The organism is Xanthomonas arboricola pv. juglandis (assembly GCF_001013475.1).
Lineage (GTDB): Bacteria > Pseudomonadota > Gammaproteobacteria > Xanthomonadales > Xanthomonadaceae > Xanthomonas > Xanthomonas arboricola.
Genome location: NZ_JZEF01000002.1, coordinates 296,912 through 311,178, shown reverse-complemented (window position 1 = coordinate 311,178; position 14,267 = coordinate 296,912). Strand labels below are relative to the sequence as shown.

The following is a 14,267-nucleotide window of genomic DNA, read 5'->3' as shown; positions in this document are numbered from 1 at the left end:
CTCCACTCATCATGTGTCTCCCGCACCAGCGCGCGCGCGGTGCAGGATGCGTCGCAAGCCCTCGATCGGCACCATCAGCCAGCCGGGGCGGTTGGCAGCTTCGTAACGCACCTCGTAACAGGCCTTCTCCACCAGGAACAGCAAGGTGGCCGCGTTGAACGCTGCCGGTGCGATCCACGGGTGCGTACTGGCGTCGAGCACGGCATGGTACGCGTCCAGAAACGCCTGTGTGGAGCGGCGGCGGAACTGCACCAGGAACTCGTCCAGATGCGTGTCCACGCCCACGCCCGCACGGGCGGCGGTGCCTTCCTCGCCACGCGCCGACACTTCGCTGGCGTAATCGAGCGAGCGCAGGAAGCCGGCCACATCGCGCAGCGGGCTGGCCTTGGCGCGCCGCTCGGACAGCGGCTTGGCCGGCTCGCCTTCGAAGTCGATCAGCACCACATCGTCGAAGGCCACCAGGATCTGGCCCAGGTGGAAGTCGCCGTGCACGCGGGTCAGCAAGGAATCGGCCAGCACGCTCGGTGCCTGGGCGAGCAAGGCATCCAGCTGCGGGCGCTCGGCCAGCACTGCCTGCAGCGCTTCGCGTTCAGTCGCATCGTCGCTGCCGGCCAGGCGGGCATTGACCGTGTCCCACATCTCCTCGACCTGGCGTGCGACGCCGGCCACCACATCGTTGGCGGTGGGCAGGTCGATGCGCTGCGGGGCGAAGTCGGCGTCGTCGGTGTCGCGCGACAAGGCCTCGTGCAACTCGGCCAGGCGCTTGCCGACCACCGCGGCGAAGGCGTCGTAGCCGGCAATGGCCTCGGCACGCGATTCGTCGGTCTGCGCGGTGGCGTACTCGTCGAAGCTGCGTGCCAGATGGTCCAGCGTCCAGCGCCAGGCATCGCCCTGGTTGCGGATGAAGCCCTGCAGCAGTGCGATCGTGGTGATGGTGCCCTGCGCATCGATGCGGCTGACGCTGCCCAGCAAGGGCGCAGCGTTGGCGTAGCCCATCTCGGTCAGGCGACGGCCGATCTCGATTTCCGGGTTGGCACCGTTGGCCACATGCCGCAGCAGCTTGAACACCGCCTTGTCGGCGACCACCAGCGAACTGTTGCTCTGCTCGGCCGACAGCCAGCGGATCTCCGGATCCTGCGGTATTTCCAGCGTGACCAGCGCCGGTGTCGCCTCGAAGCGCACCTGTCCCTGCTGCGAGGCATCGTCGCCATCGCAGAACTCCAGCGCGGCGTTGTCGCGCAAGGCGTCGATCACCCCGCGCACCATCGGCTTGAGCGCGAAGGCATCGGTGAGGTAACCCACCTCGCGGCCCTGGCGCACCCGCGCCAGCGCAAGCTGCTCGGCCAGGGTGCTGGGCTGGTCGCGCTCCCACACGATGCCGACCGGCAGCATGTAGCTCTCGTGGTGGCCGTCTTCCAGCTCCACTTCCAGCTCCAGCAGGCTCATCGGCTCGGCGCCCGGCAGCGGCGTGCGGCGCGAGATGCGCACGTGCTTGAGTGCCTGGTCCTTGGCCGAGAACCAGCGCCGTGCCGACAACCAGGCCGGCAGGATCTCCGCTTCCAGTGTGGGCAGATGCGGCAGCAGCGCATTGCTCTCGTCGGTGTCGCTGCGCAACACCAGCGTGCGGTAGTCCGGCAACGGCACCGGGCTGGGCACATGCCAGTCCGGCAAGGTGCCTTCGCTGACCAGCTGGAACGCGTAGAAGCCGAACGGCGGCACGGTGAGCAGATAGGTCAACCGCCCGACCGGCGGGAAGCTGCCGCCGCCGATGATGTCCACCGGCACGCGGCCCTCGAACTCGGACAGGTCCAGCTCCACCGCCTGCAGCGTGTGCGAGAGGTTGGCCACGCACAGCACCGTCTCGTCCTGGTAGCACCGCAGGTAGGCCAGCATGCGGCGGTTGCCCGGATACAGAAAGCGCAGGCTGCCGCGGCCGAAGGCCTGGTAGCGCTTGCGCACACTGAGCACGCGGCGGGTCCAGGTCAGCAGCGAATGCTGGTCGCGGATCTGCGCTTCCACATTCACTGCCTGGAAGCCGTACAGCGGGTCCATCACCGGCGGCAGCACCAGCTGCGCCGGATCGGCGCGCGAGAAGCCGCCATTGCGGTCGATCGACCACTGCATCGGCGTGCGCACGCCATCGCGGTCGCCCAGATGGATGTTGTCGCCCATGCCGATCTCGTCGCCGTAATACAGCACCGGCGTGCCGGGCATGGTCAGCAACAGGGAGGTCATCAACTCGATGCGGCGGCGGTCGCGCTCCAGCAGCGGCGCCAGCCGGCGCCGGATGCCCAGGTTGATGCGTGCGCGGCGGTCGGCGGCATAGGTCTGCCACAGATAATCGCGCTCCGAATCGGTGACCATTTCCAGCGTCAACTCATCATGGTTGCGCAGGAAGATCGCCCACTGGCAGCTCTCCGGAATCTCCGGGGTCTGGCGCATGATGTCGGTGATCGGGAAGCGGTCTTCGCGCGCGATCGCCATGTACATGCGCGGCATCAGCGGGAAGTGGAACGCCATATGGCATTCGTCGGCGTTCTGGCCGAAGTACTGCTGGGTGTCTTCCGGCCACATGTTGGCCTCGGCCAGCAGCATGCGGTCCGGGTATTCGGCATCCAGGGTGGCGCGGATCTTGCGCAGGATCGCATGGGTTTCCGGCAGGTTCTCGTTGGAGGTGCCGGAGCGCTCGATCAGGTACGGCACCGCATCCAGACGCAGCCCGTCCACACCGCGGTCCAGCCAGAAGCGCATCACTTCCAGCACCGCTTCCAGCACCGCGGGGTTGTCGAAGTTCAGGTCCGGCTGGTGCGAGTAGAAGCGGTGCCAGAAGTACTGCCCGGCCACCGGGTCCCAGGTCCAGTTGGATTTTTCGGTATCGCAGAAAATGATCCGCGTGCCTTCGTATTCCTGGTCGGTGTCCGACCACACATAGAAGTCGCGCTCCGGCGAGCCGGCCGGCGCAGTGCGTGCGCGCTGGAACCAGGGGTGCTGATCGGAGGTGTGGTTGATCACCAGCTCGGTGACGATGCGGATACCGCGTGCATGCGCCTGCGCCACCAGCTGCTCGAAGTCTTCGATGCTGCCGTAGTCCGGATGCACCGCCATGTATTCGGCGATGTCGTAGCCGTCGTCGCGGCGCGGGCTGGGGTAGAACGGCAGCAGCCAGATGGTGTCCACGCCGAGTTCGGCGATGTAGTCCAGCTTGGAAATCAGCCCCGGAAAATCGCCGATGCCATCGTCGTTGGAGTCGAAGAACGACTTGACGTGCACCTGGTAGATGATCGCGTCCTTGTACCAAAGCTGATCTGCAACCACCGCGGACTGTTCCGCGTCGGCTTGTAACGATGGGACTGCATTCATGCGACCTCTCCTGCGCGGATGCGCCATAACGCGAACGGCCGCGTCGCCTCTAAACGGATGTGTTGCTGTTTTCCCTGCCATGTGAAGCGATGGCCGTCCCACAGGTCGTCCACCGCCACGCTGGCGTGATCGGGCAGGCCCAACTCCCACAATGGCACTTCGATTGCGACGTCCTGCGCAGCGTTGGGGTCCAGGTTGATCGCCACCAACACCATGCTGCGGCTGCGCGACAGGTAGCCGGCATCCAGGAACTTGCCGAAGTACAGCACCTGGTCGTTGTGCGCCTGGTAGAAGCGCGTGCCCAGGTGCGACTGCAGCTCCGGGTGCATGCGGCGCAGCTGATTGAAGCGGGTGATCTCATCGACGATGTCGCCGGGCGCACGCTCGGGCCAGGCGCGCAGCTGGAACTTCTCCGAGTCCAGATACTCTTCCTTGCCCGGCGCCAGCGGCGTGGCCTCGCACAGCTCAAAGCCCTGATACATGCCCCACAGCCCCGACAGCGTGGTCGCCAGCGCGGCGCGGATCAGATGCCCGTTGCGCCCGCTGGTCTGCAGGAACAGCGGATTGATGTCCGGCGTGTTGACGAAGAAGTGCGGGCGGAAGCATTCGCGCGGCACGCCCTGGTTCAACTCTTCCACATACTCCTGCAACTCGTGCTTGTGGTTGCGCCAGGTGAAGTAGGTATAGGACTGCGAGAAACCGCACTTGGCCAGGCGGTACATCATCTTCGGCCGGGTGAAGGCCTCCGACAGGAACACCACATCCGGCCGGCGCCCGCGGATATCGGCAATCAACCACTCCCAGAACGGGAACGGCTTGGTATGCGGGTTGTCGACGCGGAACAGCGTCACGCCCTCGTTGACCCAGAACAGCACCGCATCGCGTAGCGTGTTCCACAGGTCCGGCACCGCGCCGCTGGCATAGAAGTCGACGTTGACGATGTCCTGGTATTTCTTCGGCGGGTTCTCCGCATACGGAATCGAGCCATCCGCGCGCCAGGTGAACCAGTCCTTGTGGTCCTTCAACCACGGGTGATCCGGCGCGCACTGGATGGCGAAGTCCAGCGCCACTTCCAGCCCATGCGCACGTGCGGCCTGGATCAACCTGCGGAAGCCCTCGAGCCCGCCGAGCTCGGCATGCACCTCGGTATGCCCGCCATCGGCCGCGCCGATCGCATACGGGCTGCCCGGCTCGCCATCGACCGCGGTGACCGAGTTGTTGCGGCCCTTGCGATTCTTCGCGCCGATCGGGTGGATCGGCGGCATGTACAGCACGTCGAAGTTCATCGCGCGGATATGCGCCAGCCGCTTGATCACATCGTCGAAGCTGCCGTGCCGTTGCGGATCGCCGCTTTGCGAGCGCGGGAACAATTCGTACCAGCTGGCGAAATGCGCCGCGCGCCGCTCGGACTCCACCCGGAAGGTCACCGGCGTCTCGGAGCGGAACGGCTTGTCGTCGGCTGCTGCCATCGCCTGCGCGGTGTCCGGCTCCAGCACGATCGCCAGCTGCTGCAGCGGCTCGCTCTGCGCACCGATGCGGGTGAGGACGGCCTGCAGGCGCTCGGCCAAGGCACCGCTGCTGCGTGCATGCGCGGCCTGCACCACGGCCACCGCTTCCTGCACGTCCACCGGCAGCACCGTGTTGGCGGCGCGCTTCTTTTCCAGGTCCGCATGCAAGGTGGCGAACACATCGCGCCAGCCTTCCACCCGGAACTCATAAGTGCCGATACGCTCCAGCGGGAACTCTGCACGCCAGCGATCGTTGCCCAACGCACGCATCGGCGCGCTGACCCAGGTCTTGGCATCGGCCGGGCGCCACAGCACCGCCACCGCGATGCGGTCGTGCCCATCGCAGAACGCATCGGCTTCCACGCAAATGCGGTCGCCCACGGTGCGCTTGACCGGGAAGCGGCCGTTATCGACCGACGGGGTCACCGACTCGATGCACACGCGCGGCCAGGCGGCCGCGGTCTGCGGGCGCGGACGCATGCGCGGCACCGCCAGCACGTGCCGTGCCGGCACGCTGCGATAGACCCGCACCTCGCCCGGCTCCAATGCTTCCAGCGTCGCGCCGGAGAGCGTGCTGCCATCCTCGCCCACCAGTGCTTCGGCATCGCCGAGCAGGCGCAGCAGATCCGGCGCCGGGACCGGCACCACATGATCGGCATCGCCATTGATCAACAGCAGCGACGGCAAGCCACCCAGCGGCTCGATCGCCACCGCCGTCAGGCCAGTGCCCTCGCGCAGCAGCGGACGCAACCGCAGGCCGGCATTGCTGGGCGGCACGCCATCGCGGGCCCTGATCGACAAGGGCACTGTCTCCAGCTGCGTCTCGTCCAGCAGCCACGCCCCGCCCAGTGCCTGGGCCAGTTGCCAGTGCTGCCCGGCAGTGGCCGCACGTTTGCCATCGGGCGCGCCCACCACTGCGACAACCTGCGACGCCAACGCGCGCAGTGCCGTGTCTTCGTCGAAGAACCAGCTGCCGCGGCCGTCCCACCATGCGAGCGAGGAGAACGCCACATCGAACCCGGCACCGGCCAGTTGCTGCAAGGCCTCGATGCCCAGGCCCGGCGTCCACGCCGCAAACACCACCTCCGGTGCCTGCGCATGCACGCGGGCGATCAACTCGCGCCAGCGCTGCGCCGGCACCTGCTGCGGCTGCAACAGGCGGAAGCCGGCCACGCCCTGCGATGCCCAGTCCAGCAAGCGCGCGCTCCACCACTCCACCAGCGCCGCACCTTCCTGCGCATAGGTAAAGCGTGCCTCGGCCACTTCGGGCGTGGCGCGCGGCTGGCGCGGGTCCGGCACCGCCGTGCTGCGTGCGCGGAACCACTGCGGGTTGTCGCGCACCACGGCGCTGGCGCCGCCCACTTCATCCAGGCGCACATCGAGCAGCAGCTTCACGCCGGCCCGGTGCGCGGCCTGCACCACCTCGCGCAGACGCTGCGCGTCTTCCTCGCCGGTGGTGGCGACCTCGCTTAGCCGGCCTTCGGCGTCGCGTGCAAATGGCGGCGCGAGCACCACATGGTCAAAGCCCGCCTCACGCGCCGACTTGCAGCGCTGCTCCAGCCCGGCCTGCTCGCCGGTTGCCTCATTGAGAACACAGATCCGCATGGCGCCCCCTCAGCAGACCACGGCGCGCGCACGCACCGTGACAAAGGAGACGACGCGGGCCGACCTACCCCGCAGATCCACCGGCGCTCGGTCACGACGCACCAGTCCAACTCCCGTCCGGATCGACCCCTGCCTACTCAAGGCCTGGTCGACCCTTTCTACCGTGACTGCACTCATGCGCAACTCCGCAACGATTCTTGACCGATGCAGTCAAGCACCCCCACTGCGAATTTCATGTGTCGGTGGAATTGACGAAAATCAAACAAGCGCGGCAGTGGTGAGGGCTCAGGCAGCGCTGGCCAACTCCCAAGGGTTGTAGGCTATGGCCTCAACCTGCAGGGAGAGCAAGGATGCGCAGCTACGTCATGGCGGCACTGTTGGCCATCGCCACAATTGCAACGGCAAAGGATCAGAGGCTGAGCCCGAGCCGTGCCGGAGAGATCGTAGGGCTTTGGCAAGACGTCAGCGTCAACGACGACATCGTCAAGGAGGACTACGCCGGCTTCGTCCAGATCGTCGACCTGGACAAGGATGGAGTCGATGAGATCGTCTATCTGAGTTCTTCGTACTGCTCGGGTTCCACTTCCGACTGCCCCAACAGCATCGATGTATTGCGCAAGCACCCACCCAGGAAGGCACCCAACGTTAGCGCTCCGATCGACCAATGGGAAACCAGGGCACGCAAGACCGGTTACACGCCAGACGCCAGCGAGCAGATTCCTGGCGAAGTGATGACTCTTGCAGTCCAGGGCAATCGCATCGAGGTTGTGTTCGTCGTGCAGGAGAACTCGCCAATCTGCAAACGGGAACAACCCAATCCGGACGGCTCGCAGCGCTGTCCCGCCCCCGGCCGCTACAGCTGGACGTATACCTGGAAGCCAGGCGCGTTGACGCGCCTTACCGGCGCTGGCAGCTATGAACCACACGTCCCCAAGGCCCATTTTCCCGAGCAACTGCGAGGCGCCTGGGTCACCGCAGGGATCGCCTGCCGCGACTCCGAGACAGCGGACCCCAAGCACCTCATCCAGTTCGGCTGGGATCACATGACCGGCAAGGGCGAAGACCTCTGGCCTAACGCGGTCATGCTGCTGGCACGCACACCATGGACATGGCGCATCATCACCGCGTCTGCCAACGCGCCGAACAAGAACGTGCCTGCGGTCTTCATTCTGAGCCAGATGGAAGACCGCCTGATCATTGCAGAGCAAACCCGCGTCAGAACCTTCGATCGGTGCCGCTGAGCAGAAGTTGGTTGCCATCGCGTTTACGGCAACGCGACGTGGGCTCGAAGGCATCGCCAGAGCACGTCTGATCGACGTCCGCGCAGGTCCCTAGAGCTCAAGATGGCGACGTCACGCTCACTCGCCGCTTGCAGACCAGGCGTGGCAGACCGGCGATCTGCCACGCGCACGCTCACATCGCCTTCTTGATGGCTTCCGCCTTCGCCAGGTGCTGCTCGACGTGCGTCTTGGTCTCGGTCAGGTGCTGCTTGACCGGCTCGGTCGATGCCACCGTCATCATCTGCGTCTCGATCAGCTGCAGCGCATCCTTGTGCCCGGCGATCATTGCATCGATGTAGGCCGCCGCGTAGTCCTTGCCGGACTTCTGCCCCAGCGCAGACAGGTCTTGCTCGCCCTTGCTCTCCAGCTTCTTGACGTCCGGGGTTTCGGCCAGCGTTCCCAGCGCCTTGGTCTTGTCCAGGTTCTCGGTGTGCTCTTTCTCCATCATCTTCGCGTACTCCAGCACCGCGCCGGTGACCTTCTTGTCCTGCGCCTGCTTCGCTGCGGCGATTTCGTGGTTGTCCACCGCCCCGAGCAAGCCAAGGGCGATGTCGTCTCCGGAACTCGCGCGTGCCGCGCCTTCAGGCGCCGGGCTGGCTTCGCCGACAGGCGGCGTGGTCGGGGTCGCCGCGCCACCGGTCGGCGTCGGCTCGGTGGACGCGGCAGGCGCTGCGGCCTCCTTGTCGGCATTCGGCTTGCAGCCAGCGAGCGCCAGCGCCGCGACGATGGACAGGACCAACAGTGACTGTTTCATGCTCCACTCCCTCTCGATTGGAGACAGCAGCATCTGCCTGCCCAGGTGAAGAAGGCTCATACACGTCCACTGAGTGATTCAGACGTACGCATCTCCCGCAGGCGAATGCACAACGCAGCACCATGCGCGGTACCACGCCGCAATCGGCAGCCCGCGCTTGCGCGCGGGTGTGGAGCTGGACGTGGTCAGCGCAGCTGTGGCATGCGTGGCGTGTGGTGGCACTTTCCTGCTGAAAGACGGGCCGGTTTGCCGCACACTACCGCGCCACATTTGGAGTGATTGCCATGCACAAGGCCTGGATGCTTGCCCTGTTGGGCGTTTCGCCACTGGTCCACGCCGCGCCTGCCGACGACGATGCCACCTGCCGCAATGGGTTGTTCACCAGCGCGCCGGTGGCGTTCTCACTCGGCAAGGTCATCCCGCCGCGCCTGTACCTGCTCAAGGACACCGATGGTTGCCCGGACACGGGCGGGGCCGCATGCCAGGGGCGCGCCTACGTGGTCAAGAACGATATCGTCCTGACGGCGCAGCGCCGCAATGCCTACGTCTGCGTGCTCTATCCCAACAAGGGAGGCGGCAATGCTGGTTGGGTCGCACAGTCCAGCCTGCAGATGCAGCCAAGCGCGGCCACGCCCACACCGCAGGCCTGGAACGGCCACTGGCACGACGGCGACAACACGCTGCAGTTGACCACCAACCCAGACGGCAGCATCACCGTCAACGGCGATGCGTACTGGCCCAGCGCCTTTCCCGACCCGGAACAGACGCCGGGCGGTCCGCACACGGGCTCGGTCACCGCACGCGGCTATCCAGAAGGCAACCGCGTCGAAGTCAACGAGCACACCTGCAAGGTGCGCCTGCAATTGCTGGGCGACATGCTGCTGGCCGACGACAACCTGGAATGCGGCGGAATGAACGTCTCCTTCGGCGGGGTGTACCGAAAGAAGTAATCGCAAGCCTAGCCCCCCGGTGCGCCGCACGCCTGCAGTGGCAGGCACAACGGAGGCAGGCACGCCATCGACCACCGCGCGACATAAAAGCCGATGCCAAGCGGTGCAGTGCGGTTTACGGTGGCCCGCAACGACCACAACGAATTCGGCTCGCTCGATCCCGCAGCGGTACGGTCGATGCTGATAGCAGCAGGACGCGCCACGTAGACCGGCGTCATCTATCATTGCCGATTGCTGTTTTGAAGGAATTGCGTTGAGACGTTCCGCCACGCGTTTGATGCGCGCACCGCTGCTTGCTGCCATGGCGTTGCTTGCCGCTTGCAGCACGACCAACACCACCAACAAATCGTTGCTGCCGTCGGCGGACAATCCCGTCAACACCAGTTACTGCATCGGGCGTCTTGCCGTGACGACCAATGTGCCCCTGCACTTTCTGGGGAGTTCCGCGCAGTTTTATTGGGGCGACATCGATACCTACCGCGAAGACGCCGCCGGCTACGAGCAGCGCCTGCTGAGCGCACAATCATCGGCCAGCGATGGCAAGGTGCGCCAACTGATCAAGCCGGTGGAAAGGCTGGCACAGGACGATGGCAGGGTCATCGTCGCACACGCGGAAGACACGTTGCCGCTCGACCCGAATGTCGTACAGGTCACCGGCTTCGCCCATCGCGACGGCACCACCTTTCGTTTCCAGAAGACGGCGATCAGCCGCCTGCAGGACATCACCGAACGCCGCACGAAGGAAATCCTGGCCTCGATCACCAGCAGCGCATCGCCCTTTCCGCCAGCGGCACAGTCCCAGCAGGGGTTTTGCATCATGCACGGCACCGTCAATCTGGCACCCGGACACGACTGGCACGAAGCCTCCAGGGTCGAGGGAGAATTCACCCTGCAGGAAGCGCGCTACCGTTTCAGTCTGCGTTCGCGCTACCTGCGCTCGCTGTCGTTGAACGAGCAGGAAGTGACAAACCAGCGCGATCTGCTACTGGCACTGGCGGGCGCCGTACCGGGCTCCGGCCTGGCGCCGATCAGTGAACTGTCGGGTGCCGCCGGCAATCCATCGCAAGGCAGTGCTCGCCTGCTCGAGATGACGACAGCCGACGGCAAGCAACAGGTCTACGAGTGGCACATGCCGGCCGTCAATACAGCACCCAATACCCCGGCAACGTTTCTCTACATCTGGCCAGCGTCCGGGCAAACGTCAGCGCAGGACCAGGCCAACTTCAGGCACTGGGTCGTGGCCCATCCGCAGCAGGCGACACCGCTGCTACAGATAAAGCCGATGGCCAGCAACGGTGAACATCAACAAGCGACGCCAGCAGTAGAAGAGAGCAGGCTGGTGTACCGGATGCAGCTGCATTACCACGGCGACCAGGCTGCCGGCGGGCGCCATTACGTGATCTACAAGGATGGCCAGAAAGTCGACGATGGGCGCAGCGATGCCAACGGATTCACCAAGGCACACAATGCCGATTACGACCAGGTGTGGACAACCAAAGTGCTCAACAAATGAGTCCTTGCTTCAGTGCACCAGCCAAATCTCAAGACCCGCAATACGTGCAGGCGCTCAGCGTATCCAACCAATGGTCTGACCGATGTAGCACCTTCCCCGCATAACCAGGTGCCCACCCGTCACTTCCGTCTCGAACTCATGAACCGTGTCACCGGGCTGCATGGCGCTTCGTAATTCGGCTTCCTCCTGACTGTGCGGACCTAGCGCCGTAGCTGCCGCTGGAGGAGCAAGCGCTCGCCCCATCTTCTTGATGCCTGCAGGTAGCGGCTTACAGATGCCAGGTGTAACCAGGGGCGGCCGATGGGTCGCAAGCACTACACAACCGGCCACTACGCCTGCGAGTGCAAGTAGCCAGAGCAGGAAACCAGTAGGGCTTGGTCTGTATGCCATAACTATCTAGTGTCTCCAATCAACGCAGAAGGCCATGAAATCCTCGTCCCTTTTGCTTACCAGGAAACCTGCAATCTGCTGTATCGAGACGACAAAGCTCTCTCCTCACCGCAAGCACAGCAAATCTCGATTCACTCCTACTTACGATGCGCCGATGACGTAGGAAGACGGGGTGACAGGCGAGCATGGTGTGATAGCCGGGACGTAAGTGCTGCAGCGAGGCAATTCCTACCTGAGCGAGTTGTCAGGCGCTCCGTTGATGCTTCCCAGCAAGAAATGCAATTGCCTCTGGATCCTGGCTAGTGATGTGATCCGTGATATGAAACACCTCCTTGCACCACGGGTGATTCAGTGCCTGGGCCCGGTCGAGCACGGCCCCAAGAAACGTTGCTTTGGACCATGGCGACTCTGCGGCATCGGTGAGCCCCACGTTATACGTCCCCTCGGTGGCCCAGAGGCGGAACGGAAATGCAATGCGATCTGCTGGCGAGGCCGATTCACCCCACTCGCCGAGGCTGACCAAACCGCTTATATGCTCCGGTTCGTGCCCGGGCGTGTACTGAAGGTAGTAAACAGCGTGCGCGTTACCGTCATCTGTAACGAAACGCGTGAGGCGAACGGTCTCTTTCCCGCAGCACTCGCAGGAGGAAACGCTTGGTGGTTCAAACTCGATTGCGATCATATATTTTTGGCGCCTGACACCAGAGGTACGTCGCGCCGCACAGTGGCGACGGTATGAATGCGTGGTCAGAGAGATCCCAGTGAATCCTGACTTCTCATTCCCAAGTCATGCAATGCGCGTTCGACGTGTTAGGCCTCATAAAGTTTCGCCAGATACGTCATGAGGGATGAGCTCCTGAATTGAACCGCGTCGCGAGGCGGGTTCGGCTTGAATCAATTGTCAGGCTTTCCAGGAAAGGAGGCCAGCAGCGATAAGCTTGAGACGCACCATGGCCTCATCGGTGTCGAGCCTGCCGGCCTTGCCATAGCTGGCACGACTCTCGGGGGTCTCAGGATGGATGTGAGCCAGGACGGTCTCGGCCAGTGCGCGATGTGGAGCTACGCGGGCTGCCAGCCGGCCTAGCAGCGCCTGGCCTGCAGCGTCGGACTCATGCCCGTCCAGCGCGTATGCCCAGTAAAAGTTATCGTACGCTGCACAGAAAGCTCCGAACGACAACGCACCGGCAGCACACTGCCGCACCAACTCATCGTGGTGATCGAGGGCGAGAACAAGTTCCGGCTCTGATGGGTAAGTGACCATATGCTCCAAAGGACCTAATGCCCGCGTCACCTCGCCGTCGCCGTGGAGGCAGTGCCGCTCACGTTACCTGCCATGCGACCGCCTGGATAGCGCCTCCAGCGCCTGTAGGTCACACGTGGTCTCCAGTGGTGCGATCCTTGAGCAACTGCCCAGCATAAGAGGCTGGGAACCGCTCGCGTATACCAACAGATCGGAGCCCAAGAGTGGAACGAACCCATCACTGACAAAATTGATTGAATCTTCCGCTGTTGCCTGGACATGGTCTCCTGGCTTCAGCTGACCTTTCCAGACCTTCAGCACGCGAAGCTCGACGAACTGCACAGCATCACGACCAAAACCGGGTGCCGCATAGCTCCTCTCAACATGCGCAGAGACCACGTGCTGAGCAGAGGAGTAGGCCTGCGCCGTGGATTGCTGCCTACCGCATGAGATGGCCACGGCAGGCGCAGCGACGGCGAGGCAAGCAATGAGAACGGCGACTTTCAGCATGCTGCCCACCCGTTGAATAGATCTATGCCACGCCTGGATAGTTTAGCGCTCAACAAGCGTGAACTCATCGCCGACCGTGGCGAATGGCTGGCCCAGCTGGAGCGCCCCACGCGCATCACGCGAGTGCGGTACGAAGACCTCGACTGTCTCGCCCGATACGTGCGCCAATCGCGTACAGATTGCATCCGTTTTGTCCTCCTGTCCGGGTGGCACCACAGACATCTCCATGCAGATGCAGGCGGCCCGGATGGCGCCAAGACGGGCAGATTGCGAGAAGGACGCTTGAAGTAGCTCAACCATCTCCGCCGATACGGAACGTTCAACCCCAAGGTCACCAGCCGCCTGAGCAATCGTCCCATCTGGACGCATCAAGACACCGAATGGGATGAACTCGCCATGTGCCAGCAGCATGTACTCGGCGAAGCCACGCGCCTCGTTACAGAGGGCATTCAGATCTTCGGAAGCCACACTACAGTCCTGATCCTGCCTGCTACGGGAGTGCGGCAACGCGAATGCCTGGCGATACGTTGGTCGCCGGCAACTGCTATCGGTGATCGAATCCATCGCCTGACAGTCTTCATCCGCCACGTCGACGACCACCCAGCGGCCCTGGATGAAGGATTGTCAGTTGCCATTCGCGGCCTGGCCGAGTACCGGCTGGGCTGCGCGGAACTCCGCACTGGACCGGGGGTGCCAGGGAAACAGGCCGGACTTGGACGGCCACACAATCTGGTAAAGCGGAAAGTCGTCTCCCTGATAGTACCAGCGTGCAAAACCTACATGCTCGTAGTACTCCGACAATGGCACTTCGGCAAAACAGCAGGAATAGTGGTCAATTAGAGCATCTGTTGGTTGTGATAGATCGAGCGGTGTTCCGGCTTGCGCCGCATCCGCAAAGATCGAGAGGATCTGGTGCGATACCCTTGAGGACAAGCCGAAGATGATCAATTCCGGGTGTCCAAACGTCTGGTACATGCCAACGGTGAAGGAGTACCCAACCTGCTCGCCCTCCTCCATGATGTGGATGCAATGCCATCCATATTCGGCAACGTCATCAAGTAGCTGCCGCTCACTTTCGTCTACACCAATGCTGCGGACCATGCTTTGCGCCTGACTGCGACCCGACCGCCCAAGTGCGGTACGGTAATATCCTCGCC

The 14,267-nt window shown here is 63.8% G+C and carries 10 protein-coding genes; 3 read left to right on the top strand and 7 right to left on the bottom strand.

The window, feature by feature from the left end; genetic code table 11:
• Positions 1-9: 9 nt before the first annotated feature.
• Positions 10-3,360, bottom strand: a complete 3,351-nt coding sequence (gene treS, locus XARJCFBP2528_RS06695) for a maltose alpha-D-glucosyltransferase (RefSeq protein WP_047124518.1) — start codon at positions 3,358-3,360, stop codon at positions 10-12.
• A complete protein-coding gene (locus tag XARJCFBP2528_RS06690; RefSeq protein WP_047124517.1) occupies positions 3,357-6,473 on the bottom strand; it encodes a maltotransferase domain-containing protein in 3,117 nt (1,038 codons plus the stop codon). The genes treS and XARJCFBP2528_RS06690 overlap by 4 nt, the downstream gene beginning before the upstream one ends.
• A 350-nt stretch (positions 6,474-6,823) precedes the next feature.
• Between XARJCFBP2528_RS06690 and XARJCFBP2528_RS06685 the strand changes: the two genes are divergently transcribed.
• Positions 6,824-7,714 (top strand): hypothetical protein, encoded by an 891-nt coding sequence (locus tag XARJCFBP2528_RS06685; RefSeq protein ID WP_047124516.1) that lies wholly within the window; start codon positions 6,824-6,826, stop codon positions 7,712-7,714.
• 172 nt (positions 7,715-7,886) lie between these two features.
• Here XARJCFBP2528_RS06685 and XARJCFBP2528_RS06680 read toward each other — a convergent pair whose 3' ends face one another.
• Positions 7,887-8,507 (bottom strand): DUF4142 domain-containing protein, encoded by a 621-nt coding sequence (locus XARJCFBP2528_RS06680; RefSeq protein ID WP_047124515.1) that lies wholly within the window; start codon positions 8,505-8,507, stop codon positions 7,887-7,889.
• 284 nt (positions 8,508-8,791) lie between these two features.
• Here XARJCFBP2528_RS06680 and XARJCFBP2528_RS06675 point away from each other — a divergent pair, with 284 nt between their 5' ends.
• Together XARJCFBP2528_RS06675 and XARJCFBP2528_RS24095 are read left to right on the top strand one after the other, a co-directional pair.
• Positions 8,792-9,457, top strand: coding sequence for a hypothetical protein (locus XARJCFBP2528_RS06675; RefSeq protein ID WP_047124514.1), 666 nt, complete (start codon positions 8,792-8,794; stop codon positions 9,455-9,457).
• Positions 9,458-9,710: 253 nt separating this feature from the next.
• Positions 9,711-10,970, top strand: coding sequence for a hypothetical protein (locus XARJCFBP2528_RS24095; RefSeq protein ID WP_230673949.1), 1,260 nt, complete (start codon positions 9,711-9,713; stop codon positions 10,968-10,970).
• A gap of 634 nt (positions 10,971-11,604) precedes the next feature.
• Here XARJCFBP2528_RS24095 and XARJCFBP2528_RS06665 read toward each other — a convergent pair.
• The 4 genes from XARJCFBP2528_RS06665 to XARJCFBP2528_RS06645 all read right to left on the bottom strand — a co-directional run bounded on the left by XARJCFBP2528_RS06665 (position 11,605) and on the right by XARJCFBP2528_RS06645 (position 14,211).
• Positions 11,605-12,042 carry a hypothetical protein gene (locus XARJCFBP2528_RS06665; protein ID WP_016901253.1) on the bottom strand — a complete coding sequence of 146 codons (438 nt, stop codon included), beginning with the start codon at positions 12,040-12,042 and terminating at the stop codon, positions 11,605-11,607.
• Positions 12,043-12,261: 219 nt separating this feature from the next.
• Complete coding sequence (locus tag XARJCFBP2528_RS06660) at positions 12,262-12,621, bottom strand: hypothetical protein (RefSeq protein ID WP_016901254.1); 360 nt, start codon at positions 12,619-12,621, stop codon at positions 12,262-12,264.
• Positions 12,622-13,152: 531 nt separating this feature from the next.
• Positions 13,153-13,674 carry a hypothetical protein gene (locus XARJCFBP2528_RS06650; RefSeq protein WP_198430328.1) on the bottom strand — a complete coding sequence of 174 codons (522 nt, stop codon included), beginning with the start codon at positions 13,672-13,674 and terminating at the stop codon, positions 13,153-13,155.
• 60 nt (positions 13,675-13,734) lie between these two features.
• Complete coding sequence (locus XARJCFBP2528_RS06645) at positions 13,735-14,211, bottom strand: DUF4262 domain-containing protein (protein WP_016901257.1); 477 nt, start codon at positions 14,209-14,211, stop codon at positions 13,735-13,737.
• Positions 14,212-14,267: the final 56 nt, after the last annotated feature.